Below are 23,299 nucleotides of genomic sequence, written 5' to 3' on the forward strand. Positions count from 1 at the left end.
TTAGCCGCGGAATGAAGTCTTCTGGTCTTGGAAGATTTCGACGCCGGGCAGCGGCGCCGTGTTCTTGTTGGCGCGGACGTAGGCCCGGACGAACTTGTCGATGTCGTCGATCGACATGTACGGCCGCAGCTTTTCCAGCGGGATCTTCGAGGGCTCCGTGATGCGGTGGGTCCAAACCGCCCTGCCAGAAACCGTGCCAACCTCGGTGCGGGTCGGGCCGCTGCCGGCGGTCACGGCTTCGTTGACGAGGACTGCCGCCCTATGTTCGGCGTCGGCGGCTTCCTGCATCAGGACATCACCAAGCACGCTGTGGCTCGAGGCCGCCGCTTCCTCGAGCTTGCGCTTCGCCTCTTCCTGGGCGAGCCGCGCAACCTCGGCAGCGGCCACCCTCGCCTCCTCGCGCTTCTTGGCGTCATAGCGGCCGACGATGGTCTCAAAGGCGGACTGGATCGTTTCGGGCCGCACGATCACGGCATCGAAGAACCGGTTTGTTTCCGTCACCTCATCGCGAAGCGGTTTCGTCGTCGCCAGCTTGGTTTCGCCGAGTCGCTTCGCCAGTTTCCGTGCTTCGATACCGAGTGCGATGAAAGGATCCCGCTCGTTGTCGTTGGCGATCGCGCCGTCAGTCAGTGCATTCTTTGCGGCTGTCGCGCGTTTCGCGAGATCCTCGACCTCGTCGAGCAGCGGCTTGAAGCGGTCGCGCAGGACATCGGCGGTCGTCGCCAGGTTGTGCCCTGGCCCTGCGATGGATGGGGCGTCAGAAACTTGCATGTTCGATGTCCTTTCGGGGCTTGACGCGCAGCACGCGGGATTGGGAAGCCGGCACGAAATGGCCGGAGCGATGGGCAGTCCGCGCGGAGATTTGCCAATTGGTGGTCTCGCCGATCTCGGCGTTGCCGAGCGCGCGGATAATGTGAGGACGCAGTTGCTCGACAACGGCTTTGGCAGACGCCGCTTCGACGCGGGCGCGATCGTATTGGTGCACCAGCATGTCGAGCTCGGTATTGCCGGTCAGGTCGCGCCGCTCCGGCATGCTGTCGCGATAGACATCCATGACGACCGCGCCATCGCGCTGCCAATCCGGTTCCGGCTCCTCGCCGCTAGCGACCATCGCCCAGAACTCCTCGACCTTGGCGACAAGGCGGTTCCAGAGCCGGAGATGGATCGGGACGTCGATGATGTGCAGCTGGAAGGTGCCTCGCCAGGTGATCACCACCAGTGCGACGCAGGCCCAGGCACATCCGGTCAGTTGAGCCTCGGTGATCGCCTGGACGGCGATCCATGTCGGCGGCACCACATCGCCGGTGTCGGGATCCAGCCAGAATTCCTTGAAGGCGTCTTCGGAGGCGGTTTTTATCTGGCAGTTACCGGTACCGACGCGGTCGGCGCGATCGATGAAGGCGTCCGGGGTGGCGCCGATGCGCCGAATGCCATCACGATAGTATGCGCGGTCGTTTTCGTAGGTGACGGTCCACTCCGGGAACCGCTTTCTGATCATGGCGACGACGACCGGTTCCATGAGGTTGCCGCGTTCCATCGCCTCGGTTTCTTCGGTGTCGGGCGAAAGCCTGCCGGTTTTCTCGGCCCACAGCGCGTAAGGTGTGGTGTATGGATGGGCACCGAGGACGGCTGCAGCTACCGAGGCAGTGACATCCTGGCCGCGGGCGGCGAGCCATGCCTGGCGATCGGCTGGTCGGATGATCTCGATCGTCATGCTGTCGCCCGCGAGAAGAGATCGGCCTGCAGCGGCGTCGCTGCTTTGCGGGCCAGACCACAACGTGCTGTTGGACATTGGCCGTAATGCCCGGCGGCATCGGCCGCGAGATCGCGGGCGCTGTGCACGCCGTGCGCGAAAACGGGGTGACCGGATGGCCGCCGGCATTTCACACCGATTCGTGCGCGGCAATCGGGGCAGGCAACGTCCAAGGCCGGATCGCGTGGCCACGACCGATCGCAGCCAGGTTTGAGACAGATCGCGCGCCCGACCATCATGCCCACCCCCGCAAATCGTCGGCATCATCGAGAACCGCATCGATCATGCCTTCGTCGACGATAGTCTCGACGAGGAGGCGAGCCAGGCGGTTCGGGTGCATGTTTCGTTTCGCGGCGTGCGGTCCGAGCCGATCTAGGATCTCAGTCGGGAACAGAACCGTCCGGCAGAGTTCTTCATGCGGCCGCGGCGCACGCTTGGCGCGGCCAGCGGAATGCTCGAGCGCGGAAACGGTCGTTGTCTTGATGCCGATCCGCTTCGCGATTTCGGACGTTGAGACGCCCTGTCTGCGGAGCGCCAGGACGGCATCGGTCCGGCTTGGGTAGCCGAGGGTCTCTATCCGGACGCCCATCACGCCCACCCTGCAAGGAACTTTGCGACCGCCGCATAGGCCTCACGGCGCTCCTGGTAGATGCCGCGCAATGCCGGCACGACCTGGGGGTGCTCTTCGCCCCAGCCCTCGACCTCCATCGCCATCTTGGCGGCGTCGAGCAGCTGCTCCACCACTTCGGTGGTGAACGGACCGGTCATCACGCCATCGCCTTCGCGGGCGAAGCGCAGAAGCTCGGTGCAGGCATCGGCGGCCTGAGATGCAGCGGCGATCGCGAGATCGCGGTTCTTCACTTCGGCTTCGTTTTCCGGAGGGACGGTGATCATTGCCGAGCCTTCCATTTGATGTGACAGGAGCCAAGTTTCCGCCAGAACGCGATGTAATCCTCGGCATCAGCCGGCCGTGCGAACTCGCGCCGAAACATGGCGTAGGGCGGCATCGACAGCGCGTAGATCGTGACCACCGTCATGACGCCACCTCTGTGGCCGGTGGGACCGCCTCGCGGTACCCGAGTCGGACCTCGAAAGTCCGGACGAGCTCGGCGACCTGGGCTTCGCGCTTGAGCCCATTGCGCCTGGCCCAGTTCATGACGTCGAACGAGTCGACCGCGAGGTCGCGCAGCTGCTCGGTGGTGAGGCGGTCCACTCTCATGGCAGCACCATCCAGACCGCGACAACGATCAGCGCGGCCGCGATAAGCGCGACCCACTTCACCGCCGTTGGCGCCGCGTCGATCGAGACGTCGGTGGACTCCGAGAGATCGAAATCGATATCGGGGATCACGAGCTCATCATCGATGGCGCAGTCGAGCGGCGGGGCGTCCTGGATGACCATGCGCGGGTAGGCGGAGCGTCGACGTTCGACTTCCTCGACATAGCGAGCCGACGAGATCACCCCACAATCCGCCCAGGCGCGGAGCATGCCATCGGAGACGTCTTCGATTGAGGCCATCAGTTTCGGCCCTCCGCGTCGTCGAAGATGGCGATCTGCGCTTTGATGCTGTCGCGGCGGCGTCGGGCGTCCGCCATCTCGATCTCGCGGCGCTGCCCGTTGTCGATCATGTCAGCGCAGACAAGCTCGCGTTCGGCGCGATCGAGTTCGCTGCGGAGGTCGTCGAGGGTTGGGACGAGGGATGGCGTGTTCATGCCCCCGCCCCCGGAATGACCACGATGCAGGTGTTGACGCTGGTGCCCGATGCTTCGAATGAGCCATCGGGCAGGCGCTCGATCGAGCCGCCACGCGCGTCGACGAAATCCCGGAAGGCAACTGTCTTCGCATTCGAGCGAAAGAGGACGCCGGCAGACATGACGGAAACCAGCCGTCCACCCGGCTTCAGGAATTTCGCGGCATGCATGACGTGGTCGATGTCCGCCTGCCCCGGAGCAAACGGCGGGTTCATGATGATCCGATCGAAGGCCGGTTCATCGCCAGGCTGAAGAGCCAGGAAGTCGCCATGCCTGCCCATGCAGTGTTCAGCAGCGGGCGCTGTCAGGTTCCCGATGCGCATAGTCAGCTCGGCAGCGCGCCGGGGGTCTAGTTCGCAGGTGTGGACAACGGCGCCGAGCGCGATAGCGCCAACGGCGAGGTTTCCGATACCGGCGCTTGGTTCCAAGGCTGTCATACCCGGCTCGATCTCGGCCACTTTAATGACGAGCGCCACGATCGGCGCCGGCGTGTCGAACTGCCCGAGGTCTTGCTTCACGCGACGGAACTCTCCGGTGGCGATTGCCTGCTCGACGGCCTCTTCGGCGCTCTCGCCTGGGAACACATGGGCTTTGGCGGTCCTGTTCCACTTGCCGCCGTTCGCCTCGAGAACCTTATTGACGGCCACGTAGTCGGGTCGATCGAGCTGCCCAGGCAGCATGAGGCGTGGCCCGTCGAACGTCGCCGCGCTCAGAACAGCCAGCACGCTCTCGGCGATCTTGATGGCGCGGTTCATCAGCGCACCAACTCGATCAGCGCATAGGCCGCGATCGTCAGCGTTGGCGGCAGCACGAAGAACACGATCAGGCATTTCGCGAATTCGGAAATGTTCTCAGCGACGCGGAAGACAGTTGGTTCTGGCATCGGAATTTCTCCTATGCCGGATATTAGCGTGCGTCGCTAAGACGAAGTCAAGTAGGAAAATAGCGTTCAACGCTAATTATTGATTTTAGGGCAAGCCTCGCGCGCATAGCGCTAAGTCCTGATTCGCCGTCACAGTGATTGCGCAAGCAATCACATCAGGCTGCGGGACACGGATTCGTATGAAGGTTTGCGGAGCTGAGAATCGTAGAGCTCAACCGGAAACGGTGAATCGTAGAGCTCTATGATTTAAGGTTAGAGTTAATCTCCAACCGGGCGCGAGGACGCGCGCGGTTAGACCGCGCGCTCGGCGCTTGTCAACACGGGTATCTTCAATCGCCACCCAAGAATTCAAGGGAAGAGATCAGTTGGAGGTAGACGGCTGAGAATCGACAGTGACCTGGTGATTGTAAGTCCGGCCGATCAGCATGAGCACGCAGCCAAGCAAGAAGGCCAATCCGCCACCGCCGATCAGAAGTGCCGGTCCGCCGGTGTTTCGCGAGTATGAATAGGTGTTTGCAAGTTCCGAAAGAAGCCATGCGTAGCTGCGCTGACACAAGGTCCGAGCATGAACAAAAGGGAGCCGAAGCTCCCAGCCGACGTAAACTCTTGCTTGCTTTCGATTGAGATCTTCGTAGCCATACTTACTCTCCGCAATTACTCTCGGCTGACAGCATAGACGACTCGGCCGACGACGCGGACCGTATCGTCCTCATTGCCGTCGATCGGTATCGGTTCCTGGAATCGGGGATCATCTGATTCGGGGAGAAGCCAAATCTTGCCGGCCTCATCGCGCCACAGGGTTTTCACTGTCGCTTCGCGCAATCCATCGGAACGCTCGCGTTCTACGATATAGCGCCGGCCCAACTCCAGCGAGGCTCCGGTCTCAATAACGTCGGTGAATACCAGGATCGTCTTCTCCGGGTAACGCTTGTTCATCGACGGGCCACGGGTCTCCGCTGCATGAAGCATGAAAGGCCGGAGGGCAGGATCGTCAGGGACCGGTACCGAATAGACGTCGTCGTCGCTCCATTCCCAGGTCTCGGCCCAATGACCGGCCTGGACGAAGCCCTTGACGGTCACGGTGCGTGTCCCGGTCGAGGCAGGCGGATCCGCGAATAGATCGGAAATCGGGACTGAGAGTTCGGCCGCGATTTGCTCGAGCCGTGCCGTGGAAGGCGACGATTTCCCGCGCTCGATCTTATTCAGATTGGTCACGTGAATGCCGAGCCTGTCAGCAAGCTCGATCTGCGACAGGCCTTTGGCTTCGCGAATTTTTGCAATGTTTGTAAGCACTTGGGAATTATAGCGTCTGTCGCTAATATAGGAATTCGCGTCAGACGCTAATTGCACTTGACAAATCATTAGCGTTCGCCGCTAATTGTGAGCATGAAACTACGTGAATGGCGCATCCGGGAATCAAAGACCTTGAAGGAGCTCGCCGAGCTGCTCGGTGTCGGCCAGGGTGCGAATCCGTCCCGCCGCGTCCAGCGGCTTGAAACCGGCGAGGCCCCGATCGACGCGATCCTCGCGGACAAGATCGTGCTTGCAACATCGGGCGAAGTTTCCCTGCAGGATCTCAACGACACTCGTCGCGAGTACCTCTCCGCGACCGCGGCTGGAGAAGTCGCATGAGAACGAGCGCCTCAGTGCCCACCCTTCGCCAAGCTGCTACGGCCGTCGGCCAGCAGCTTTCGAAATGCCTCGTTGCTCATCACAACGTGAGAAACCGGAGGTCGTTCGGTCTGCCCATATCGAGTAGGCGCGGCGATGCCGATCAGATGAACCAGGCTTTCGTCCAGTTCCACTTTGATCTCTTTGACAAAAAGCGCCTGCTGCATGACGACGTAGCCTCCCTGAAAGGGCAAGTTCATCATGGCGTATCGGGACCGGAAACAATTGATTTTGATGAGCACACTTTATTCGAGTGCGATGGTTTCCGAAAACTTTCAGTTGCCGCGGCTGTGCCTGCGCCGTCCTTCCGAAAGAAGCCGTCGAAAGGTCTTGTCGAGCATTGTGATCCTGGCCTGCAGGCGGGCCTCAGCCGGGCGATTTCCCATCGCCGGAAGATCGGCCCAAAAGACCAGCCGCGCGATTGCGTCTTCGTCGGTCTGAACCTGGAAGCCGGTCACGAACAAGCACGGAAGCGGTTCCGGCTCGGTGAGATTCGGCGTGTCGCCATTTCCGTCGGTCGTCATGTCCTGATCTTTCTTCTGAATTCTGTTTCGCGCGCCAACCCCTGTGTCCCGCGCGATCGCCGGCATTCCGCCGGCTTGGTGGGTCCGGACCCTGACCGGACCCACCTCCTTTCTTCCTTCTGTTCATTGCCCGTCTCCGTATCCGTCGCTGGAAATGGAGATAGCAATGATCGGTTCTGGAAACTCAGAACAGCCTTCCGAGATCTCAGAATTCCATTCCGAGATCCGGCGGCACGGCGGTGGTCTCATGTCTAGCGTGGCCACTGCCCAATCGCTCACCCGGGATCTCGGCGGGATTCTCGCGCCAGGTGAGAAATGGAAGCGGCAGATCAGTGCAGTGCATCGAGCACTGACCTCTGACCAGTTCGAACACGCCCTCAACGGACTGACTTGGAGCCGGGTGAAGACGTGGTTCTATGGCGAGGCCAGACGTGTAAACTATGAAGAGGTTGTGGCGCTGCGGGAACTGCGCGCCATCGAGGAGGCTAGACGTGCAAGGCTCAAACTCGCCGCCACGGCGAACATTCTGGCAGCTCATCTTGCCGCGGAGGGTGCGCCGCTCGATAGCCACCAGATGCGTGCTTTGGGGAGACTCGCTGGCGCGGTGGATCTATCCGGAAGCGGAGACGCCCGATGAGCGATCTCCCCGACTGGACGACTATGACGCCGCGCGAAAAGCGCGAGGCCATCAGCCCGCATCTGGAGGCCGGCGAGACCAATAACAAGATCGCGGCTCGATTCCTGAACTGCGGCCGGTGTCAGATCGCCGGCACCGTCAACAGGATGAAGCAGGCTGGATTCAACCCACCATCGCGCCGAAACAACCAGCGCCACGCCGGAAAGCCATCTGAGGCCGTTGCCGCGCGACCGCCCAAGGTCTCGGCGAACCGGCCAACCAAACTCGTCCAGCAGAACGTTTCATGGCGTGGCGCCAACAATCCGCATCGCCATGACCTCAAGGGCAGGATCGAGCAACGCGCCGCCTCGCCGGGTCTGCCGGCGCATCTCGTCGCCGGTGAACCTCGCCGTCCTGTCGACGACCAGGTCGTTCCGGTCTCTCGCAATCTGAAGCTGGTCGAGCTCACCGAGCAGACCTGCAAGTGGCCAAACGGTGATCCTCAGGCCGAGGATTTCGCGTTCTGCGGCAACCATGCCCCATCAGACGGGCCCTACTGCCGGTACCACTCACGCATCGCGTACCAGCCTCCCACCATCCGACAGCGCGCCGGTTTGAGATCGGCTGAAAGGATCTCCTGATGACGAAAGTGCATGAACGCCCGAACCGCGCGTCACCGTCCGAAGCCGGCTCCTTCGTCGAGGAGTTCGATCGCCTCGAGCAGGAGCGCGAAGAGAAGCTCCGGCTCCTGGATGCCGAGTTCAAGGTCAAGAAACGGGCGATCCAGAAGGCGACCGACGCCGACCAGAAAGAGATCCTGTCCGACGCGAAAAAGCACGGCGTCAACAAGGGCGTCATCCGCGCGATCGTCGATGCGCAGAAGCTGAAGCGCAAGGCCGAGGCCATGATCGAGCGCGCCGACGGCAAGGTCGACGGCCTCGAGGACGATGATCGCGAGTTCGCCGTCGATATCCGTACCGCGCTCGGCGACAACTTCGCCAGCTTCGGCCTCGGCGCCGCTGCGGTGCAGCGTGAGGAAGGCGAGGACGACGATGGAGCCGACGAGACGACGTCGGCAGTGGTCGACGCCGTGAAGGGCAGCATGACCGACGAGGAATGGAACAAAGCCGGCGGCTCAGCCGCGGCGCACTGAATTCCGAGGCAACGAGCGGTTGCGGGTGACTCGACCAGGCCAAAAGGGCGGCGGAACCCGACGCTAACGCAGAGCGAGACGTGCGTGAACAGCCCGGGAGAGTAGCGGGCACCGAATTCGAGCAGACGAGGACGCGGCGGCTATGGGTCGACCCAAGGGATCAATTGCGCCCAATAAGACAAGCCTGACCGGTCAACGGTTCGGACGTCTGGTTGTGCTCGCCGACGGTGGCCGGACGCGCCACGGGCAGATCCGATGGCACTGCCGTTGCGATTGCGGCGGCGAGACCTTCACCATCAGCACGAAGTTGAGGAGCGGTCACACCCAGTCCTGCGGCTGCTACAAGCTGCAGCGCTGCTCTGAAGCGAACGTTATCCACGGCCTGTTTATCGGTGGCAACCATGAGCTGAAAGACGTCTTCAAGAATATGAAGGCGCGCTGCTACGACCCGCGGCGGAAGGATTACGCACGGTACGGCGGGCGTGGTGTCACGGTCTGCGACCGCTGGTTAAACGGCGCGGACGGGAAGACCGCATTCCAATGCTTCGTCGAAGATGTCGGCACCCGCCCGTCGCCAGACTTCAGCATCGACCGCTTTCCAATCAAAGACGGCAACTACGAACCAGGCAATGTCCGGTGGGCTGATGCCACGGGCCAGGCGCGCAACCGTCGCTCGAACCGCATGGTCGACTGCGATGGCGAGCAAGTCGCGCTTTCGGAATTCTGCGAACGCAAGGGGTTCGATTTTGCGATCGTAAACGATCGCGTTTGCCGAGGATGGTCGTTTGAGCGAGCGATAAATCAACCGGTTCGGAAGGCTGGCTGATGTCGAACGCTCCCCGCATCCTTGCCCTCGACTGCGCCAGACGCATGGGCTGGGCTTATGGCGCCGCCGGCTCGAAACCGATCTCCGGCTCGATCGAGTGCGCGACCGAAGGCGCCTCACGCGGCGCCATCTTCTCGGGCGCCGGCCGCTGGATCACCGGCTTCATCTCCGCCAACCAGGTCGATGTTCTTGCCATCGAGGCGCCGCTGCCGGGATCATTCGTCCAGGGGCATACCAACATCAGCACCGCCACCATCCTGCTCGGCCTTCCCGCCGTTCTGGAATTCATGGCCTACCAGCTGAAGGTTTATCGTCACGTCCGGATCAACCAGTCCTCGGTGAAGAAGCATTTCGTCGGCGGTCAGGGCGAGCAGAAGCCCGCCATCATGGCGAAGTGCCGGGCTCTCGGCTGGATCGGCAAGGATGACGCCGACCAATCATTCGATCGCAGTGACGCCCTGGCTGTCTGGTCCTACGTCGAGTGCGACGTCGCCCCTCGATACACCCAACCGGTCGACGATCTCTTCATCGCCTCGGAGCGCCGCAAACGCGAGGCCGAGGAACTTAGTCGCCGATATCAACCCGCAACCGTGCCGGAGCGATTTTGATGGAGTACCACCTCGGGCAGCTCGTCGCCTGCATCGACGGCAATTTCAGGTTCACGCGGGAATGCGAAGCCGGGGTGGTGATCCCGCGCAAGGGCGCCGTCTATCGGATCAGAACCGTCGATTTCTTCCGGCACGCCGGCGGGATCATGCCTTTTCTTCGGTTCGATGAAATCCACAACCCGGAATATCCGAGCATCCTCGGTCCCTACGAGCCGGTGTTCGACAGTCGGGCGTTCTTGCCGCTCGATGAACGCCGGCTGGACGTCTTCCGGCAGGTGCGCGTTCCGCCGGTCAAGCGGCCGCAAGGGGTGCCGGCATGAGCGCGCGCCCAGCGAACGGCCGCATGCGCGGCAACCACTCGCTCAGCCTGGCGCTGTCGATCGGCGTGCTGATCGCAGCTATTGCCTTCATCATTTTCGTGATGTGCGACGGCGCGGGGCCATCATGATGCGCGTCATCGTCCTGGCTCCCAGCCGTGAGGTCGAAACCGAGCTGCGCGCCGCGGCCGAGAGTGCCGGTTTCGATTCTGGCGGCGAGCCGCTTCCACAAGAGCTCTGCAGCGCGCTCTACCGCGATCCCGATGCTCTGGCGGTGATCCGCTCACCGAACAGCGCCTTCGCCGCGGTGACCTGCCGGGATTTCCGCAAGGCCGACGTCCGCAACCTGATCTTCGTGCTTCTCGACGCCGGCGCATGGGACAACGGGTCCGCGGCGCTGATCCTGAAATGCGGTGCCGATGACGTCCAGCCCGCCCCGATCCACACCGATGAGTTTGTCGCCAGGTTAAAGGCCCTCACCCGTCGCGGCACCTACAACGATCATCTTTTCATAAAGATGCCGGGTTGCGTTTACGACGCCGAGACCGGCAACGCAGAGGGTCTTGGAAGGAAGCAGCACCTCACCGAAACAGAGGCCAGACTGCTCACGGCATTGGCGCTGGATCCATCCAAGATCTTCTCGAAGGCCGACCTCATGGATCACATGTACGGCGGCGAGGACGAACCAGAACAGAAGATCATCGACGTCCTCGTCTGCAAGCTGCGCCACAAGCTGCTCGAGATGAATGATGGGCTCGACGTCGTCCGAACAATCTGGGGCCGCGGGTACCAGTTCGAGCCCAAGGGCTTCACCCCGGTGTTCCGTCAGCGCGTGAGGGCGGCGCGATGAGTATCCCCGATTGTGTCGTCTGCGAAGGTCGGCGCTATCTAAACCGGTCGGATATCCCGTTCTGCGAGCCATGTGAGCCGCTGTTTGCGGCACACGTCGTCTCCATGCAGACCGACCCGAAGACCGGCGAGGCGTTGGCGGTCTGCCCCTGCAGCTGGGCCAGCCGTCATCCCTGGTCAAAGCAAGGCCGCCAGGACCGCGAAGCGGCGGTCATCGAGCATTGGCGGTCGGTTCGGCGGGTGCGGCCATGATGCGCCCTATCCGCGACATCCTCGCTGAGGGCATGAGGCGTGAACGACTCGGATTGATCCGGCCGCTTTGGCAGGATTGGGACGAGGATAGCCGGGAAGAGGTCCGCCGCCGCGCTGACCATCTAATCCGCATCCTGTCCGATGCCGGCGTCCAGTTGGTTCAGATGGGCGAGCCGGCGCCGATCGCCGTACGTACAGGGCCGACGATCGTCGCCAACCAGGTCTACAACGCGCCCGATACGATGCGCGAAGTCCGCGTTGAGGAACGTGGCTTCTCGATCGTCGCCGTGAAAGGTGATGACGCCACCGTCGAGCAGACCTTCACGTTGAACGACGTCATGCTCAACGCCGGTCTTGTTCTCGCCGGCGACCCCGCCGCGAAAACGATCAAGGACCTCGGCAAGCAGCTCGCCGCGGCATGCGAGGTCTATCGGCTCAACGCCGCCGGCATGGGTGGTGGCAAATGACCGGACCACTATCCACCGCTAGCCGCCACCTCGAGGAGCTCGTCGACGCCCTCGCGGACTGGTCCGTCGATCTGCTCCGCCGCGCCGCCGGCGACATGGCAGCTGCGATCGATCACGGCGCGATGCGTGACGTCGAAGGCGCACGGGAATGGCGAAATCTCGCACCAAAGGAGCATCGCTATGCAACAGCTCATTCGTGAGGCCGCGGAACGGCCAATTGATCGTCGGTTCGGCATCTCGTTTCCGAAGCCTGAAGCCATGGCAAAGCTGTCGCCGGCCGACCAGAAGGTTGCCGCGCTGCTGGCGGAGGAAGCCGGCTTGCCCTCACCTGTGCGCATCCAGGACGACGAGCCGATCGAGCGCGAACCGCGCGCTACGGTGCTACCGATCGAGATCTCGGCGCCAGCGCGGCCGATCACTGACAGCGACATCCACATCGGGGCGACGTCCAAGGGTGAGCCGGTCGGCATCGACCTCGCGAAGCTGATCGACGGCCGCCTTTTGATTCAGGGCAACAGCGGCGCCGGCAAGTCGATGCTGCTGCGCCGACTGTTCGAGAAGGCCTTCGGCCGCGTCCAGCAGCTGCTCATCGATCCCGATGGCGAGTTCTCGACGCTGAAGGAACACTTTGATGTTGCCGTGCTGACCGCCGCCGATATCAGCAGGATCGGCGGCGAGGTCTTCGCACACCATCTCCGCGAGCACCGCTACAGCGCCGTACTGGACCTATCCGACGCGACATCAGAAGATCGCCTCGATATCGTCGCCGATCTCGCCGAGGGCCTGCTGACCGCGGCAGAGCAGTTCTGGCATCCACTTCTCGTCCAGGTCGATGAGGCGCAGACGTTGGCGCCGCATTACGACACCGGCGACGTCACCGCCGACACTCGGAAGCGATCGACCGCGATGCTGGCCGACCTCATGGGCCGCGGCCGGAAACGCGGGATCGCCGGCGTCATCGCGACACAGCGCATCGCTGAAACAGCAAAGGCAGTGGTGTCCAAGGCCACGAACGTGGTCGTCGGCCGTACCATCTTCGATCGAGATCTTGAGCGCGCCGGCGCCCTGCTCGGCTTCACATTGGGCCACAGTCGCGCGCTGCGTACGCTCGCCGATGGCGAGTTTCTCGCGATCGGGCCCGCCATCGCCGGTCCTCGCCGTATCCGGTTCAAGGCCGGCGCCGTGCTGTCGCGTCACAAGGGTCGCGCGCCTGAGATCGTGGCACCGCCATCGATATCGGCGGCCGATGCCGCCGCGCTTCTTCTGAAAGTGCCGGATGCGGCACGCCAAGTCGATCTCGACCGCCGCACCCCGGGCAAGCGTGGCCGCGGCTGGGACGCCGGCGAAGATCAGATCATCAAGGTTGGGTATGCCGACAAGCTTCCGGTTCGCCAGGTAGCTGATCGCCTCGAGGCTGCCGGCTTCCGGCGGCGCAGCGTCGGCGGTATCTCGATGCGCGCCCATGATCTCGGCCTGGTGAGCGCTGTCTTCAAAGCGGATTGGTGCGAGGAGGAAGATCAGATCCTCGTCGATGCCTATGCGCGCGAGGTCAAGATCATCGACATCACCAAGCTGCTCGCCGATGCCGGATACGATCGCGGCCGAGTGTCTGTCCAGATGAGGGCGATCGCGCTTGGTATCACGCGCGATCGCGTCAACTATTGGACGGAGCCGGAGAAGGCGATCGCTATCGCCGGTCTGCAAGCTGGAAAACCGTACCGCGAGATCCTGCAGGACCTCCGTGACGCCGGATTTGAGCGCGGGCACACCGCGATTTTCAAGTTCGCCGCCAAGAACAACTTCAACCGGGCCCCCGATCCCTGGACGCACGAGGATATCGAGAAGCTGCGCGAACTCTATGCCGCGAAGAAGCCGGTCAAGGAGATCGCCGCTGCGCTCGGCAAGCCGATCGCCTCGGTGCGCACCCGCGCCAGCAATCTCGGCCTGAAGCAGCGCACCGCCTGGACGGCCGAGGAATATCAGCTGCTCCAAGCAGCTTCCGGGCGCGGCGACAGCTTGATTGACACCGCTGCATCCATCGGCCGGCCATACGTCAATGTGGCCCGGCAAGCCGCGGTGCTGAAGCTTTCATTCAAACCAAACCGACCGACATCGGAAAGGACACCGACATGACCACTCGCCTCATCCCGCTCGACCAGCTCCGCTTCGGTCACGAAGCCGATCCACCCATCAACGCCCGCCGCGTCGGCCGTGATGACGGCATCGCCGAACTGGCCGCCTCCATCGGCGCGCACGGTTTGCAGACGCCGCTGAAGGTGAAGGAAAGCCACGACAAAGACGGCGTCGTCGGCATCTTTGTCGGCACCGGCAATCGTCGTCTCGCCGCACTGCGGCTCCTCGTCGAGCAAAGCCAGATGGCGGTCAGCGATCCGGTCGAGTGCACCGAATTCGATGCCACCGTCGACGCCAAGGAGGCCGCCCTCGCCGAACAGATTAACCGCATCGACCTGCATCCCGCAGACGAATACGTGGAATTCCGCGAGCTCGCCGACGCAGGTATGTCGGAACTGTCGATCGCTAGCAGGTTCGGCATCGACCCCAAGCGCGTTAAGCGCATCCTGGCCCTTGGCCGGTTGTCTTCAGTTGTCATCGACTGGTGGCGGCAGCAAGAGCAGAGCAATGAAGTCTTCGGTGCAGTTTGTGCCTTTACGCTGGCGCCATCTCTCGACGATCAGGAGAAACTGTTCAAGAAGCTGCTCAAGCAAGGCGATGTCCGCGCATGGGCGGTGAAACGCGCCCTTGGCGCCGACAACCCGCAAGCCGCCAGGAATATCAAGATCGCTGGTCTCGAAGCGTACAAGGCTGCGGGCGGGCAGATGACGACCGACCTTTTCGGTGACAACCATGTCATCACTGATCCTGACATCGCCGAGAAAGTCGCCGAGGAGAAGATCGCGGCAACCATCGCCGGGCTGAAGGCGGAGGGCTGGTCCTGGGTCAGCATGGGCGCCGACCTCGGCTATTACTGGGAGCATAGCTGGAAGCGCGAGAAAGCCGGCGACGGCAAGGCGACGGCGGACGAAAAGAAGCAGATCAAGAAGCTTGAAAAGACTGTCGCCAAGACTGGGGACGCAGGTTGCGCGGAAGAACTCGCCGCGCTGCAGAAGGCCATCGCTGGCCGGCAATGGACACCTGACCAGCTAAGCAAGGCTGGCGCCGTCGTGAAGATCGGCCACCACGGTGACCTTGAGGTCTGTCGCGCCGTCGTGAAACCACAGGCCGAGAAGAAGACCCACTCAACTGGCGCACCGAAGGAGAAAGGCCCGCCGACGATATCGAATGCGCTGCACCAGCGGCTGAGTGGGCAGGCCACACTAGCGGTGCGACAGGCGCTCCAGCAGGAACCGCGCGTCGGTCTGGTCGCCCTACTCGCTGGGTTTATGACACACCGTCGCATGCATGCCAACAGCCCGGTGCGCGTCTACCATGAAGGGTTCGCCAAGAAACATGGCGAGGACAAGGAAAGTTTCGCCAGCGTCTTCGCTCGGCTGTCCGACATGACGGATCAGGAGTTGTTCGCGGTCGCCGCCGGCTGCGCCGCTGAAGCCGTTCATATGGAGCGGCCGCACAACGGCAGGATGCCATTCGACGCCGATGCAGCGCCTCTTGCTGCTTCGATCAGGCCCGACCTATTGGCCGTGGCCCTGCAGGAAACCTTCGATGCCGCCGACTACTTCGGTGGCGCCTCGAAGCCATTCGTCGTCCAAGCCATTCGCGAGGCCATCAACGATGAGGAGGCCCGCAAGGCCGACAAGATGAAGAAGGCTGATCTCACAGCGTTCGCGCTCGCGAACGTGCCTCAGACCGGCTGGCTCCCGCCTGAGCTGCGAGCTCCGACCTACTCCGGACCTGGCAAGGTACCAGAGATCGGCGACCACGATCCAGCCGAGCACGATCCCGACTTCGACGAGGTCGACGAGGAAGAAGACGAATTCGAGGACGCCTGATCACATGCCAGTGCCAGTCGAGTTCCTAGGATGCAACATGACTTTCCGCGCCCCTGAGGGCGCGGAAAACGTTGGGGAGATGCACACTTTCACGAACGGGCACTGCTCTGTTTCGTGCTGGGAGTTAGATGAGGCCGAGCTCGCCGAGGTCGTCCGGACCAAGCGCATCTTCATCAGCATTCTCTCCGGCCGGACGCAGCCGCCTGTATACGTCGCGCCCGAAAGCCTGATGCGCGGCTTCCTGGTCGACTACGGCGGGACGTGGAGGGTTGGCTCGTGAGTTCATCCCTCTGGCATCACATCACCAGTGAGAATCTTCTTGTCATGCCTGTCGCCGACTACCTGCGCCGTGACAGCCACTCTCGTCCCGGCTGGCCAGTCCCTCACGCGGACGCTGCCGGTGGGATCCATGGCAAAAACACGAAGCTTCGCCACATGTGGCTTGTCGTTGCGGTCTTCCCAACCATTGACGTCGATAGGTGGTTCAAAATTCGGGGAGAGGACATCCGGTATCAACACGTCATCGACTTCAGCTTTCAAAACAAAAGTCGCGCAGTCCATGCCGATAATCTCAACCCGTCGAAGAAGCAAACTCCGCCTATTCCAATTCACTATCCTCACCACGATCTCGTCATCAGTCTTGTGGTGCGGAACGACATCCAAGGTGGCGCTCGCGTCACCGATGGTGAATTGCGTCTGTTTCTTCAGTTCATTGTTTTGCTGGTAGAGGTAAGTGATCGTGATGGCCGCGACTATTGTGGCGAAATAGCCGCTCGCAGTGCCGAACCATTCCCGGACGCACATAACTCCATCTTCTTCCTTTGGGCAGTAATCGAGGGCGTCAGTATAGGTAGGCAGCAGGATAACTGCCGCCAGCACAACGCAGTATGCGTAGAAGATGATCGTCCAAGCGCTTCGCCCCATGCAGGAGGGATAACATACCGTCCGCAGGCCGTAAAACGTAACACGGTGAAAACGGCGACAAGCTCACCTTCGTCAAAAACGGAGGTATCGGCATGAACGGCGTCAACGCACGGTCAATCCCAACCCGGGGCGGCTTTGAAGGCCAGTTCCGCAAGGTCCATCGGTCCGAATGGGAGCCCGTCCAGGTCAACGGTGTCGCTCAACTCTACGATACCGCCGATGCCGCCGAGGTTGCCGCCTGGCGCGCGCTGCTCGCCCACCTGCAGGGCGACATCGTCGGCAGTGGTGACAAAGCCTCAATCGCGCGCACCGAGGCGGAAAAGCGCTTCGGCAAGATATTCCCCGGTCACGGCAAGAAACCGGTGGTGGTTGAACGCAGATGACCAAGGGAGCCTTTTTCAAAACCGAGGCGGAACTCTGCGCCGCCTTCGTTGCGGCGCTGCCCACAGGCTGGACCGCTTACAACGAGACCGCCGGTTTCGACATCTTGCTCGCGCGTGAGGATGGCCTCCAGATCGGTGTTGAAGCGAAGCTGAGACTCAACGCCGAGGTCGTCGTCCAGGCATCGAAAGAATGGGGCCACGATCCCCTGGCCGAGGGACCCGACTTCCGTGCCGCGTTGGTGCCGGCGGGGCACGTCCAAAAGCATATGTCCGAGATCTGCGCCATGCTCGGCATCACCATCATCACCGTAACGCATCCAGACGACGACACCGAGAAGCGCTATGGCTGGCGATCGCCGGCGTTCAGGCCTGATCTGCCAACCCTTGACTCTCGCATGTATTGGAGCGGCCGCGAGCACGACTGGTATGACCGTTGCCCCGGCGTGCGCTGCACCCTGCCGGAATACATCCCCGATGTCGGTGCCGGTCACTCCGCGCCGGTTAGCCTCACGAACTGGAAAATACAGGCGATCAAGCTGCTCATCATCATGGAGCGCCAAGGCTTCGTCACCAAGGCGGATTTCAAGCACGTCAAGATCGATCCGAGCAGATGGACGCGAGACTGGCTGGAGCGTGGCATCGAACGCGGTCAGTTCGTATCCGGCAAATACACCCCTGACCTGAAGGCGCAACACCCAACGAACTGGGCCCAGATCGAGGCCGACTTCAACAAATGGAAGCCGGGCGCGGAGGTCGCCGCCTAGCATGTCAGACTTTGATTTCGGAATGCTGATGCCTGAGGTCGCCAAGCTGTTGCTGGGCGATCCGAACCCGCACCACAGCAAGGGCAACGACCTCCGGTACGGGACGAACGGATCGCTTTCCATCGACCTCGAAAAGAACACAGCCTTTGATCATCAGAACGATCAAGGCGGCGGCACGCTCTGGCTGATCCAGCGCGAAGGGAAAGCCGGAGATCCCGGCGGCGCCGTCAAGTGGCTTCGCGACAACGGGTTCGACATCCCTGATAATCGTGCCGCCGCGGGCTCAAACCAGAACGCGGGACCCGGAAGGAAGGAGATCGTTGCCGCCTACGACTATCTCGACATCGACGGTAACCTCGTCTTCCAGGTGGTCCGGATGCAATACAAGCAACCGGATGGCTCTTGGCGTCTGAACAAGCACGGCAAGATCGACAAAACCTTCGCGCAGCGCCGCCGCTTCGCCGAGGAAAAGGACGTCTGGATCAACGGTCTCCTCGATCAGGAATACATGCGCAAGGGCCCCGGTCATAACTGGACCCGATACGATCCGAAGACCTTCGACAAATGGGGGATGAAGGAGCGGCGCACCTTCGACGGCATCGAACATCTGCCGCTCTATCGCTGGCCTGAGGTCGCGGAAGCCATTTCCATGGGTCAGGCGATCTATCTCGTCGAGGGCGAGAAGAAGGCCGATGCGCTCTGGCAGGCTGGGATCGCGGCGACCTGCAACGCCGGCGGTGCGAAGAAATGGACGCCCTACCACGCCGAGTCGCTGCGCGGCGCCCATATCATCCAAATCCCCGACAACGATGACGCCGGCCGCATCCACATGCAACTCGTCGGCTCCAGGATGAAGGATGTCGCGGCCTCGGTCATGATGCTCGATATCCGGCTGTTCTGGCCTGAGGTGCCCGAAAAGGGCGACATCTGGGATTGGGTTCAAGCCGGTGGTGACGCCTCCGATCTGTTCGACCTCGTCGACCAGCATGCGAAACCATGGTCGAAGGAGCCACCGAAGTCACGCTTCGGCGCCGTCACCTGGGATCGCCTCGACGAAACCGGCCAGGAGCACGAATACCTGATCGAGGATATCCTGACCCGACATGAGGTCGCCGTGATCTATGGCGAATCCGGATCGGGAAAGAGCTTCGAGGCCATCGACATGGCGATGGCCGTCGATCGGGGTGTCCCGTTCAATGGCAAGGAGGTCCGGAAGGGCGGCGTCATCTACCAGGCCGGAGAAGGCGGTATCGGCGTCAAGCTTCGTCTTCGCGCCTATCGCCAGACCTACATGGAGCCCGGCGAGCGCGTCGATTTCGTCTTGCTGCCGGCGCGCGTCGATCTCTTCGCGAAACCCGGCGAGCAGGATGTCGAAACCTCGCGCGGCACTGATGCTCTCATCGCCGAGATCAAGGCCTGGGCGGAGACCTTCACAGTACCGCTCGAGCTCGTCGTCATCGATACTCTGGCGACAGCGACGCCCGGCGCCAACGAAAACGCCTCCACCGATATGTCCGTTGTTCTGACCAACCTGGAGCGGATCCGCGACGAATGCAGGTGCACCGTGCTGATGGTCCATCACAAGCCGAGGAACGGCAACAACCCCCGTGGTCACTCCAGCTTGTTCGCCAACGTCGACAACGCAATCGAGCTCGAGATCACGCCTCGTCTCGATGTCGCCTTCCGGGAAGACGGCACCCAGCTGGTCCGCCAGATCCACCGGGCGACAATTCAGAAGAACAAGGATGGCGAGCGTGGGCATGGCTGGGACTTCATCCTGAAGCAGGTCAAGCTCGGTACCCGGCCGAATGGGAAGCCGTTGACGTCAGTGGTCTGCGCCCCGCCGGGCGGCCAGGGGCCTGAAGTGACCGACGACAAGCGCCTTAGCGATCAGCAGGCCATTGCCATGCAGGCGCTGATCAATGCGTTGGAACGGCACGGTGAGGCCACGCCGGACATGCTCAAGCTGCCGAGGAGCATCAAGACCGTCGTCCGCATGGGTCACTGGCGTCAGGAGTACGCCGCACTATCGATGCAGGATGACGAGGATCCGAAGAAAAAGCAGGAGCGGATCAAGAAGGCGCTGCAACGCGCCGGCGAACGCTTCTTCGGTGCGAAGTGGATCGGGCGCGCCGAACCATACGTCTGGCTCACTGGCAGGCCGGTGCCGGGATTCAAGCGTGATAGCGATATGGATTTCAGTCAGCTGTCGCGGCCGGAGCCCATCAGCGACGGCATGGCTGAGGTCATCGATGGAGATATCCAGTTTTGAGCCGCTACACCCTCAATCAGATCAGGACGCTCGATCAGGCTTTGGCGTCATCCGGTGACGGCGTCATCTACATGGTCGCGTGGTGCGATGCTGGTCCGGTCAAGATCGGCAAGACCATGCGGCTGGAACAGAGGCTATCTGGCCTCCAGTGCGGCAATCCTTCGCTGTTGTTCGTCTACGACACCGTCTTCGTGTCTTTTGGCGGCATCCAGGTAGCGGAAAGCAGAATCCATTCATGCTTGCGGGAGCGCCGCCTGCAGGGTGAGTGGTTCGATATCGCCCCGGGCGACGCAGCGAGTGAGTGCCGAGCCCTTCTGGCGCGACCGCCAAAGCCGGGACCTCAGCCAAAAACGAGCCACGGAGCACTGAAGGCGCGATATCTCGAAGTCCTCTCGCGGTCCCGGGGGACATCGTCATGATGTCCCCGCAGGTGCGCTGGTACCGAGAGGCAATTACAATACGCTACGCCTTGCACAGTAAGCCTTTGAGCGAGATTGCTGATCTCGTCGCCGCCAACGGCATACATATCGTGTTTGTCCCTTCAGTAGCGGAAATGGTCCCGCCGCATCGTCTAAGTGTCCCTCCAATGTCCCGCAAGCCGGCGGTGCAGAAATGACGGGAACACGCATCGAAGCCATCAGTTTCGGGTCATATTACTGCGCCGCATATCGCAGTGATGGTGTCCCGGACGTCCTGCTTGATGGTGCCGATGGACGACCTGAACGGTTCGCTTCAGCAACGGCGGCTGTCAAGGCGGCCGAGCTCGCGCTGCACTTCAAGCCCGCGGAGCCGGCAGACGAGGACATCCTCGGTGCCCGGAGCTTCCATGAGGTCCGCGCCGCCGCCGAGATCGCGCTGCAGATCGAAACGCTCGGTGGTGTCGTCGTCGATGGCCGCGTCGTCCCGGTGGAGGTCCGCCGGCGATGAAACACCATCGAACTGACATCTGGCGAGTCGCCGAACAATGTGGGGTCCGCCTCGCTGATCCGGATAGCCACGCCTGGCGGCAACGCCGGCCGAGGGAGTGTTTCGCCAAGAAGACGCTGAAGAAGATCGGGCAGCGGCATGGTGAGGCGCATCTCGCCCTCACCTTGCGGCTTATCGTGGAAACCTATGGCAACGCCGCCGAGCTCTATAGCGAGACCATCCAGGCGGTCTCCGCCCTCCTCGCCAATCCGGCAATCGAGGCCAGAGGTGGAAGGCTGTTCGACGAGTTCGACCGGATCAGCCTCGCCGAGATCCGGCACCAGGCCAAGGTGCTCGCTGTCGGCCTCCCGTTGGCTCACGTTATGCGGGTGCTGCTGGCGGTGAGGCTGGCCGGTGATATGGTTCAGCGTGACGACAGGAGGGCGGCATGACATCAGAATTGAATTCTTACATTGTCCATGAAGCGTTGGAAGGAGATGCGTGGACGGGACGAATTCGGGTCCATCATTCCCGGCGGGGCGGAGCTGAACGGTTTGAGGTCGTAAAGGTCACGCCGGAAACCGGCCGGCCGTTCCTTGCCGTCGCACTAGGGCATCGCCTTTCCCCAGCGGATATTCGGTTGGACTTTGACCAGAGAGAAACGCTCGGCGTGCGCGAGGGCGATTCCGTCAAACTGCGGATCGACCGGGTCGGCCTGAAAGGGAAACTCTGGTGGTATTTGCACCATGGAGACCCAGCCATTCACGTGCCGGCATGGCTTGCATTTTGGTCGGTGCTACTGGGAGGTCTCGGCCTGATCCTCAGCCTGGTGTCGCTTTTCCGATGAGTTGGACCGCCAAAGCTGTCGAATACCGTGTCATTGAAGCCGCGGAGACACTAATGCTGACGCCGAATGTTGGTGGTTCCGCCGGCTCGGCCTGGCCCGAATACATTCCGCATTATCCCAGAGCCATGAAGATCAGGATCCGCCCTTCCCCGGGCGCGCTGACCAGAATGATGGAGACTTGGGCGTGGATAAACGCGTTGCAATCCGAGTCGGATCGGCGTCTCCTCTACGCTTGGGCCTGGACGAAGACCCGCAAAGGCAAGTTCCTGGACGATTTCGCCTCAAGGGAAGGCATCAAATCCCGGACGCTGCGCTGGACGATAACCCGGATTTGCCAAGCTATTGCGGACCAACTTGAGCAACGCAAAGTTCCCTGCTTCGAGCAAGCCGTTGACGACGTTGCCGAAATCGAGCCAGAACCCGCATCACAAACGGTATCTTCCGAGACTTCTGCCAAAGACAAAAACGAAGGGATCGTCGGGTTCATGGAGCCCGGATCGAAGCCACGCTACCCGACACCGACCGAGATCGAAGCGCTACGGAAACGCCTCGAAAAGCAGAACAAGCTGCGTCGGCGAAAGAGTGCTACCCAATCAGCGACAGGAACTTGACTCCTCAGATCATCTCTTCAGGGCTGTCGCGGCGACATCGCATTTCATGCGAGATGGGCCATGCTTCTTGATAATCTCCCTCGCCTGACCTTGGGTGATCCCATGCTTTTTCGCGAAGTAGTCTACCTCATAAGGCTCGTCGGCGGAGATCCGGCTACGATCCGCGGGACCTCGCTTCGATTTATCGTCTGCCATGCTGTCCTCCCTTGAATGGTTCTATCATCTGCGGCGAGTCGGTCGATATAGGTCAAGCGAAATCGCTGGCAATAGCGGGACCGGTTACGGGGACAGAGCGGGACGCTGGTATGTTCAAATGCCCGCAGGCTCTATGTCCCCGCGGGACAGACCTGACACGATACAATTCGTGATTTCCCACAACCCGCTGAAAACATGCATCTTCTCGCGGCTCCCTCCCCTCGCGTAGACGCCAAGTTCTGATTGGTAGACACGTTGCGGTCGGCCGTCAGGCCGAAACCGCCATCGTAGCGCTCTACGTTCTCAAGGTAGGCTCTACATCAAGAACCGTGGAAGAAGAGAGCGCTCGCTTGCGCGAGCTCATGTCGTCTGTGGGACAGACGTCACCAAGGTCAGCACCTCAATGGCAAAGCAGATCGGACCTCAGCTCAGACAGGTCGATCTGCGTACCGCCATGCCGGCACCCAAGAAGGCCGATCCAGAACTACTGACACCAGAGCATCGGGCATGGCGCACCCAGGTACTGCAGCGCGCCGCCTTCAGATGCGAATGGGTTGAGAACGGCAGACGCTGCATCAAAGCAGCACCACATGACAGGCTCATCGCTGACCACATCGTCGAGCGCAAGGATGGTGGTGCCGCCCTCGACGTCGCCAATGGGCAGTGCCTATGCGTCCAGCACAACACCCTCAAGGGCATCAGGGCACGCGCCGCAAGGATGGCGCGACCGACCTGAACCGGGGGGGGCATCGATCTCTG

40 protein-coding genes and 1 pseudogene are annotated in these 23,299 nt (G+C 61.9%); 23 read left to right on the plus strand and 18 right to left on the minus strand.

Features of this window, described 5'->3' with window-relative positions; genetic code table 11:
- From NKH67_RS11305 to NKH67_RS11360, 13 genes and pseudogenes are all read right to left on the minus strand, one after another.
- Window positions 1-771: a hypothetical protein gene (locus NKH67_RS11305; protein ID WP_353030801.1), complete on the minus strand. Its 771-nt coding sequence runs from the start codon at window positions 769-771 to the stop codon at window positions 1-3.
- A complete protein-coding gene (locus NKH67_RS11310; RefSeq protein WP_353030803.1) occupies window positions 758-1,714 on the minus strand; it encodes a YqaJ viral recombinase family nuclease in 957 nt (318 codons plus the stop codon). The genes NKH67_RS11305 and NKH67_RS11310 overlap by 14 nt, the downstream gene beginning before the upstream one ends.
- Entirely contained in the window at window positions 1,711-1,992 is a 282-nt protein-coding gene (locus NKH67_RS34145) for a zinc finger domain-containing protein (protein WP_502893741.1), read from the minus strand. Before NKH67_RS34145 ends, NKH67_RS11310 begins: the two co-directional genes overlap by 4 nt.
- Window positions 1,989-2,345 (minus strand): hypothetical protein, encoded by a 357-nt coding sequence (locus tag NKH67_RS11315; RefSeq protein WP_353030805.1) that lies wholly within the window; start codon window positions 2,343-2,345, stop codon window positions 1,989-1,991. Before NKH67_RS11315 ends, NKH67_RS34145 begins: the two co-directional genes overlap by 4 nt.
- The gene (locus NKH67_RS11320) at window positions 2,342-2,647 is read right to left on the minus strand and encodes a hypothetical protein (protein ID WP_353030807.1); all 306 of its coding nucleotides are present in this window, start codon (window positions 2,645-2,647) and stop codon (window positions 2,342-2,344) included. The genes NKH67_RS11315 and NKH67_RS11320 overlap by 4 nt, the downstream gene beginning before the upstream one ends.
- Window positions 2,644-2,790: a hypothetical protein gene (locus tag NKH67_RS11325; RefSeq protein ID WP_353030809.1), complete on the minus strand. Its 147-nt coding sequence runs from the start codon at window positions 2,788-2,790 to the stop codon at window positions 2,644-2,646. Before NKH67_RS11325 ends, NKH67_RS11320 begins: the two co-directional genes overlap by 4 nt.
- Window positions 2,787-2,972 carry a hypothetical protein gene (locus tag NKH67_RS11330; protein ID WP_353030811.1) on the minus strand — a complete coding sequence of 62 codons (186 nt, stop codon included), beginning with the start codon at window positions 2,970-2,972 and terminating at the stop codon, window positions 2,787-2,789. The genes NKH67_RS11325 and NKH67_RS11330 overlap by 4 nt, the downstream gene beginning before the upstream one ends.
- Window positions 2,969-3,271: a hypothetical protein gene (locus NKH67_RS11335; RefSeq protein ID WP_353030813.1), complete on the minus strand. Its 303-nt coding sequence runs from the start codon at window positions 3,269-3,271 to the stop codon at window positions 2,969-2,971. Before NKH67_RS11335 ends, NKH67_RS11330 begins: the two co-directional genes overlap by 4 nt.
- Window positions 3,271-3,465, minus strand: a complete 195-nt coding sequence (locus NKH67_RS11340) for a hypothetical protein (RefSeq protein WP_353030815.1) — start codon at window positions 3,463-3,465, stop codon at window positions 3,271-3,273. The genes NKH67_RS11335 and NKH67_RS11340 overlap by 1 nt, the downstream gene beginning before the upstream one ends.
- The gene (locus NKH67_RS11345; protein WP_353030817.1) at window positions 3,462-4,259 is read right to left on the minus strand and encodes an N-6 DNA methylase; all 798 of its coding nucleotides are present in this window, start codon (window positions 4,257-4,259) and stop codon (window positions 3,462-3,464) included. Before NKH67_RS11345 ends, NKH67_RS11340 begins: the two co-directional genes overlap by 4 nt.
- On the minus strand, window positions 4,259-4,387 hold the full coding sequence (locus tag NKH67_RS11350) for a hypothetical protein (RefSeq protein WP_353030819.1): 129 nt from the start codon (window positions 4,385-4,387) through the stop codon (window positions 4,259-4,261). Before NKH67_RS11350 ends, NKH67_RS11345 begins: the two co-directional genes overlap by 1 nt.
- Window positions 4,388-5,041: 654 nt before the next feature.
- Window positions 5,042-5,467, minus strand: a complete 426-nt coding sequence (locus NKH67_RS11355; RefSeq protein WP_353030977.1) for a S24 family peptidase — start codon at window positions 5,465-5,467, stop codon at window positions 5,042-5,044.
- 33 nt (window positions 5,468-5,500) lie between these two features.
- Window positions 5,501-5,749: pseudogene (locus NKH67_RS11360) on the minus strand (helix-turn-helix domain-containing protein); the annotation flags it as partial.
- Window positions 5,750-5,812: 63 nt separating this feature from the next.
- Here NKH67_RS11360 and NKH67_RS11365 point away from each other — a divergent pair.
- Entirely contained in the window at window positions 5,813-6,019 is a 207-nt protein-coding gene (locus NKH67_RS11365) for a hypothetical protein (protein ID WP_353030821.1), read from the plus strand.
- An 11-nt stretch (window positions 6,020-6,030) separates the two neighbouring features.
- On the opposite strand, the gene NKH67_RS11370 is transcribed toward NKH67_RS11365, so the two are convergent.
- Window positions 6,031-6,225 carry a hypothetical protein gene (locus NKH67_RS11370; RefSeq protein WP_353030823.1) on the minus strand — a complete coding sequence of 65 codons (195 nt, stop codon included), beginning with the start codon at window positions 6,223-6,225 and terminating at the stop codon, window positions 6,031-6,033.
- Window positions 6,226-6,333: 108 nt separating this feature from the next.
- Window positions 6,334-6,648 (minus strand): hypothetical protein, encoded by a 315-nt coding sequence (locus NKH67_RS11375; protein ID WP_353030825.1) that lies wholly within the window; start codon window positions 6,646-6,648, stop codon window positions 6,334-6,336.
- Between the two features lie 100 nt (window positions 6,649-6,748).
- Between NKH67_RS11375 and NKH67_RS11380 the strand changes: the two genes are divergently transcribed.
- The 10 genes from NKH67_RS11380 (at window position 6,749) to NKH67_RS11425 (ending at window position 11,670) form a co-directional block, all read left to right on the plus strand.
- Entirely contained in the window at window positions 6,749-7,219 is a 471-nt protein-coding gene (locus NKH67_RS11380; protein WP_353030827.1) for a hypothetical protein, read from the plus strand.
- A gap of 23 nt (window positions 7,220-7,242) precedes the next feature.
- Window positions 7,243-7,839: a GcrA family cell cycle regulator gene (locus NKH67_RS11385; protein WP_353030829.1), complete on the plus strand. Its 597-nt coding sequence runs from the start codon at window positions 7,243-7,245 to the stop codon at window positions 7,837-7,839.
- The gene (locus tag NKH67_RS11390) at window positions 7,839-8,351 is read left to right on the plus strand and encodes a hypothetical protein (protein WP_353030831.1); all 513 of its coding nucleotides are present in this window, start codon (window positions 7,839-7,841) and stop codon (window positions 8,349-8,351) included. The genes NKH67_RS11385 and NKH67_RS11390 overlap by 1 nt, the downstream gene beginning before the upstream one ends.
- 142 nt (window positions 8,352-8,493) lie before the next feature.
- Window positions 8,494-9,177, plus strand: a complete 684-nt coding sequence (locus NKH67_RS11395; RefSeq protein ID WP_353030833.1) for a hypothetical protein — start codon at window positions 8,494-8,496, stop codon at window positions 9,175-9,177.
- Window positions 9,177-9,785 (plus strand): hypothetical protein, encoded by a 609-nt coding sequence (locus NKH67_RS11400; RefSeq protein WP_353030834.1) that lies wholly within the window; start codon window positions 9,177-9,179, stop codon window positions 9,783-9,785. Before NKH67_RS11395 ends, NKH67_RS11400 begins: the two co-directional genes overlap by 1 nt.
- A complete protein-coding gene (locus NKH67_RS11405; protein WP_353030836.1) occupies window positions 9,785-10,105 on the plus strand; it encodes a hypothetical protein in 321 nt (106 codons plus the stop codon). The genes NKH67_RS11400 and NKH67_RS11405 overlap by 1 nt, the downstream gene beginning before the upstream one ends.
- Window positions 10,102-10,233, plus strand: a complete 132-nt coding sequence (locus tag NKH67_RS11410) for a hypothetical protein (RefSeq protein ID WP_353030838.1) — start codon at window positions 10,102-10,104, stop codon at window positions 10,231-10,233. The genes NKH67_RS11405 and NKH67_RS11410 overlap by 4 nt, the downstream gene beginning before the upstream one ends.
- Window positions 10,230-10,952: a winged helix-turn-helix domain-containing protein gene (locus NKH67_RS11415; protein ID WP_353030840.1), complete on the plus strand. Its 723-nt coding sequence runs from the start codon at window positions 10,230-10,232 to the stop codon at window positions 10,950-10,952. The genes NKH67_RS11410 and NKH67_RS11415 overlap by 4 nt, the downstream gene beginning before the upstream one ends.
- The gene (locus tag NKH67_RS11420) at window positions 10,949-11,203 is read left to right on the plus strand and encodes a hypothetical protein (protein ID WP_353030842.1); all 255 of its coding nucleotides are present in this window, start codon (window positions 10,949-10,951) and stop codon (window positions 11,201-11,203) included. The genes NKH67_RS11415 and NKH67_RS11420 overlap by 4 nt, the downstream gene beginning before the upstream one ends.
- Window positions 11,200-11,670 carry a hypothetical protein gene (locus NKH67_RS11425; RefSeq protein ID WP_353030844.1) on the plus strand — a complete coding sequence of 157 codons (471 nt, stop codon included), beginning with the start codon at window positions 11,200-11,202 and terminating at the stop codon, window positions 11,668-11,670. Before NKH67_RS11420 ends, NKH67_RS11425 begins: the two co-directional genes overlap by 4 nt.
- An 8-nt stretch (window positions 11,671-11,678) precedes the next feature.
- On the opposite strand, the gene NKH67_RS11430 is transcribed toward NKH67_RS11425, so the two are convergent.
- Window positions 11,679-11,846 (minus strand): hypothetical protein, encoded by a 168-nt coding sequence (locus NKH67_RS11430; RefSeq protein ID WP_353030846.1) that lies wholly within the window; start codon window positions 11,844-11,846, stop codon window positions 11,679-11,681.
- 4 nt (window positions 11,847-11,850) lie between these two features.
- On the opposite strand from NKH67_RS11430, the gene NKH67_RS11435 reads away from it, so the two are divergent.
- The 3 genes from NKH67_RS11435 to NKH67_RS11445 are packed head-to-tail and all read left to right on the plus strand — an operon-like array spanning window position 11,851 to window position 15,918.
- Window positions 11,851-13,803 carry a helicase HerA domain-containing protein gene (locus NKH67_RS11435; RefSeq protein WP_353030848.1) on the plus strand — a complete coding sequence of 651 codons (1,953 nt, stop codon included), beginning with the start codon at window positions 11,851-11,853 and terminating at the stop codon, window positions 13,801-13,803.
- Entirely contained in the window at window positions 13,800-15,638 is a 1,839-nt protein-coding gene (locus NKH67_RS11440; RefSeq protein WP_353030850.1) for a ParB/RepB/Spo0J family partition protein, read from the plus strand. The genes NKH67_RS11435 and NKH67_RS11440 overlap by 4 nt, the downstream gene beginning before the upstream one ends.
- A 37-nt stretch (window positions 15,639-15,675) precedes the next feature.
- Window positions 15,676-15,918, plus strand: coding sequence for a hypothetical protein (locus NKH67_RS11445; RefSeq protein WP_353030852.1), 243 nt, complete (start codon window positions 15,676-15,678; stop codon window positions 15,916-15,918).
- A 2-nt stretch (window positions 15,919-15,920) separates the two neighbouring features.
- Here NKH67_RS11445 and NKH67_RS11450 read toward each other — a convergent pair whose 3' ends face one another.
- Entirely contained in the window at window positions 15,921-16,517 is a 597-nt protein-coding gene (locus NKH67_RS11450; RefSeq protein WP_353030854.1) for a hypothetical protein, read from the minus strand.
- A 137-nt stretch (window positions 16,518-16,654) separates the two neighbouring features.
- On the opposite strand from NKH67_RS11450, the gene NKH67_RS11455 reads away from it, so the two are divergent.
- The 8 genes from NKH67_RS11455 to NKH67_RS11490 all read left to right on the plus strand — a co-directional run bounded on the left by NKH67_RS11455 (window position 16,655) and on the right by NKH67_RS11490 (window position 22,345).
- On the plus strand, window positions 16,655-16,945 hold the full coding sequence (locus tag NKH67_RS11455; RefSeq protein WP_353030856.1) for a hypothetical protein: 291 nt from the start codon (window positions 16,655-16,657) through the stop codon (window positions 16,943-16,945).
- Window positions 16,942-17,709 (plus strand): hypothetical protein, encoded by a 768-nt coding sequence (locus tag NKH67_RS11460; protein WP_353030858.1) that lies wholly within the window; start codon window positions 16,942-16,944, stop codon window positions 17,707-17,709. The genes NKH67_RS11455 and NKH67_RS11460 overlap by 4 nt, the downstream gene beginning before the upstream one ends.
- Window position 17,710: 1 nt before the next feature.
- Window positions 17,711-19,981, plus strand: a complete 2,271-nt coding sequence (locus NKH67_RS11465) for an AAA family ATPase (protein WP_353030860.1) — start codon at window positions 17,711-17,713, stop codon at window positions 19,979-19,981.
- A complete protein-coding gene (locus NKH67_RS11470) occupies window positions 19,978-20,400 on the plus strand; it encodes a GIY-YIG nuclease family protein (RefSeq protein WP_353030862.1) in 423 nt (140 codons plus the stop codon). Before NKH67_RS11465 ends, NKH67_RS11470 begins: the two co-directional genes overlap by 4 nt.
- A gap of 193 nt (window positions 20,401-20,593) precedes the next feature.
- Window positions 20,594-20,908 (plus strand): hypothetical protein, encoded by a 315-nt coding sequence (locus tag NKH67_RS11475; RefSeq protein ID WP_353030864.1) that lies wholly within the window; start codon window positions 20,594-20,596, stop codon window positions 20,906-20,908.
- Window positions 20,905-21,339 (plus strand): hypothetical protein, encoded by a 435-nt coding sequence (locus NKH67_RS11480; protein WP_353030866.1) that lies wholly within the window; start codon window positions 20,905-20,907, stop codon window positions 21,337-21,339. The genes NKH67_RS11475 and NKH67_RS11480 overlap by 4 nt, the downstream gene beginning before the upstream one ends.
- A complete protein-coding gene (locus NKH67_RS11485) occupies window positions 21,336-21,734 on the plus strand; it encodes a hypothetical protein (RefSeq protein WP_353030868.1) in 399 nt (132 codons plus the stop codon). Before NKH67_RS11480 ends, NKH67_RS11485 begins: the two co-directional genes overlap by 4 nt.
- 53 nt (window positions 21,735-21,787) lie before the next feature.
- Window positions 21,788-22,345 carry a hypothetical protein gene (locus tag NKH67_RS11490; RefSeq protein ID WP_353030870.1) on the plus strand — a complete coding sequence of 186 codons (558 nt, stop codon included), beginning with the start codon at window positions 21,788-21,790 and terminating at the stop codon, window positions 22,343-22,345.
- A gap of 9 nt (window positions 22,346-22,354) precedes the next feature.
- Here the strand turns inward: NKH67_RS11490 and NKH67_RS11495 are convergent, their stop codons facing one another.
- On the minus strand, window positions 22,355-22,540 hold the full coding sequence (locus NKH67_RS11495; protein WP_353030872.1) for a DUF3606 domain-containing protein: 186 nt from the start codon (window positions 22,538-22,540) through the stop codon (window positions 22,355-22,357).
- Between the two features lie 403 nt (window positions 22,541-22,943).
- On the opposite strand from NKH67_RS11495, the gene NKH67_RS11500 reads away from it, so the two are divergent.
- Complete coding sequence (locus NKH67_RS11500; protein ID WP_353030874.1) at window positions 22,944-23,276, plus strand: HNH endonuclease signature motif containing protein; 333 nt, start codon at window positions 22,944-22,946, stop codon at window positions 23,274-23,276.
- Window positions 23,277-23,299 lie beyond the last annotated feature (23 nt).

The sequence above is a fragment of the Mesorhizobium sp. M0968 genome (genome assembly GCF_040319065.1).
Classification (GTDB): Bacteria; Pseudomonadota; Alphaproteobacteria; order Rhizobiales; family Rhizobiaceae; genus Mesorhizobium.

Bases quoted from the DNA above. Each gene is read 5' to 3' on its own strand.
- NKH67_RS11305 (WP_353030801.1), bottom strand. From the start codon at position 771: ATGCAAGTTTCTGACGCCCCATCCATCGCAGGGCCAGGGCACAACCTG.
- NKH67_RS11310 (WP_353030803.1), bottom strand. From the start codon at position 1,714: ATGACGATCGAGATCATCCGACCAGCCGATCGCCAGGCATGGCTCGCC.
- NKH67_RS34145 (WP_502893741.1), bottom strand. From the start codon at position 1,992: ATGATGGTCGGGCGCGCGATCTGTCTCAAACCTGGCTGCGATCGGTCG.
- NKH67_RS11320 (WP_353030807.1), bottom strand. From the start codon at position 2,647: ATGATCACCGTCCCTCCGGAAAACGAAGCCGAAGTGAAGAACCGCGAT.
- NKH67_RS11325 (WP_353030809.1), bottom strand. From the start codon at position 2,790: ATGACGGTGGTCACGATCTACGCGCTGTCGATGCCGCCCTACGCCATG.
- NKH67_RS11330 (WP_353030811.1), bottom strand. From the start codon at position 2,972: ATGAGAGTGGACCGCCTCACCACCGAGCAGCTGCGCGACCTCGCGGTC.
- NKH67_RS11335 (WP_353030813.1), bottom strand. From the start codon at position 3,271: ATGGCCTCAATCGAAGACGTCTCCGATGGCATGCTCCGCGCCTGGGCG.
- NKH67_RS11340 (WP_353030815.1), bottom strand. From the start codon at position 3,465: ATGAACACGCCATCCCTCGTCCCAACCCTCGACGACCTCCGCAGCGAA.
- NKH67_RS11345 (WP_353030817.1), bottom strand. From the start codon at position 4,259: ATGAACCGCGCCATCAAGATCGCCGAGAGCGTGCTGGCTGTTCTGAGC.
- NKH67_RS11350 (WP_353030819.1), bottom strand. From the start codon at position 4,387: ATGCCAGAACCAACTGTCTTCCGCGTCGCTGAGAACATTTCCGAATTC.
- NKH67_RS11370 (WP_353030823.1), bottom strand. From the start codon at position 6,225: ATGCAGCAGGCGCTTTTTGTCAAAGAGATCAAAGTGGAACTGGACGAA.
- NKH67_RS11375 (WP_353030825.1), bottom strand. From the start codon at position 6,648: ATGCCGGCGATCGCGCGGGACACAGGGGTTGGCGCGCGAAACAGAATT.
- NKH67_RS11380 (WP_353030827.1), top strand. From the start codon at position 6,749: ATGATCGGTTCTGGAAACTCAGAACAGCCTTCCGAGATCTCAGAATTC.
- NKH67_RS11385 (WP_353030829.1), top strand. From the start codon at position 7,243: ATGACGCCGCGCGAAAAGCGCGAGGCCATCAGCCCGCATCTGGAGGCC.
- NKH67_RS11390 (WP_353030831.1), top strand. From the start codon at position 7,839: ATGACGAAAGTGCATGAACGCCCGAACCGCGCGTCACCGTCCGAAGCC.
- NKH67_RS11395 (WP_353030833.1), top strand. From the start codon at position 8,494: ATGGGTCGACCCAAGGGATCAATTGCGCCCAATAAGACAAGCCTGACC.
- NKH67_RS11400 (WP_353030834.1), top strand. From the start codon at position 9,177: ATGTCGAACGCTCCCCGCATCCTTGCCCTCGACTGCGCCAGACGCATG.
- NKH67_RS11405 (WP_353030836.1), top strand. From the start codon at position 9,785: ATGGAGTACCACCTCGGGCAGCTCGTCGCCTGCATCGACGGCAATTTC.
- NKH67_RS11410 (WP_353030838.1), top strand. From the start codon at position 10,102: ATGAGCGCGCGCCCAGCGAACGGCCGCATGCGCGGCAACCACTCGCTC.
- NKH67_RS11415 (WP_353030840.1), top strand. From the start codon at position 10,230: ATGATGCGCGTCATCGTCCTGGCTCCCAGCCGTGAGGTCGAAACCGAG.
- NKH67_RS11420 (WP_353030842.1), top strand. From the start codon at position 10,949: ATGAGTATCCCCGATTGTGTCGTCTGCGAAGGTCGGCGCTATCTAAAC.
- NKH67_RS11425 (WP_353030844.1), top strand. From the start codon at position 11,200: ATGATGCGCCCTATCCGCGACATCCTCGCTGAGGGCATGAGGCGTGAA.
- NKH67_RS11430 (WP_353030846.1), bottom strand. From the start codon at position 11,846: ATGCTCCTTTGGTGCGAGATTTCGCCATTCCCGTGCGCCTTCGACGTC.
- NKH67_RS11435 (WP_353030848.1), top strand. From the start codon at position 11,851: ATGCAACAGCTCATTCGTGAGGCCGCGGAACGGCCAATTGATCGTCGG.
- NKH67_RS11440 (WP_353030850.1), top strand. From the start codon at position 13,800: ATGACCACTCGCCTCATCCCGCTCGACCAGCTCCGCTTCGGTCACGAA.
- NKH67_RS11445 (WP_353030852.1), top strand. From the start codon at position 15,676: ATGACTTTCCGCGCCCCTGAGGGCGCGGAAAACGTTGGGGAGATGCAC.
- NKH67_RS11455 (WP_353030856.1), top strand. From the start codon at position 16,655: ATGAACGGCGTCAACGCACGGTCAATCCCAACCCGGGGCGGCTTTGAA.
- NKH67_RS11460 (WP_353030858.1), top strand. From the start codon at position 16,942: ATGACCAAGGGAGCCTTTTTCAAAACCGAGGCGGAACTCTGCGCCGCC.
- NKH67_RS11465 (WP_353030860.1), top strand. From the start codon at position 17,711: ATGTCAGACTTTGATTTCGGAATGCTGATGCCTGAGGTCGCCAAGCTG.
- NKH67_RS11475 (WP_353030864.1), top strand. From the start codon at position 20,594: ATGACGGGAACACGCATCGAAGCCATCAGTTTCGGGTCATATTACTGC.
- NKH67_RS11480 (WP_353030866.1), top strand. From the start codon at position 20,905: ATGAAACACCATCGAACTGACATCTGGCGAGTCGCCGAACAATGTGGG.
- NKH67_RS11485 (WP_353030868.1), top strand. From the start codon at position 21,336: ATGACATCAGAATTGAATTCTTACATTGTCCATGAAGCGTTGGAAGGA.
- NKH67_RS11490 (WP_353030870.1), top strand. From the start codon at position 21,788: ATGCTGACGCCGAATGTTGGTGGTTCCGCCGGCTCGGCCTGGCCCGAA.
- NKH67_RS11495 (WP_353030872.1), bottom strand. From the start codon at position 22,540: ATGGCAGACGATAAATCGAAGCGAGGTCCCGCGGATCGTAGCCGGATC.
- NKH67_RS11500 (WP_353030874.1), top strand. From the start codon at position 22,944: ATGGCAAAGCAGATCGGACCTCAGCTCAGACAGGTCGATCTGCGTACC.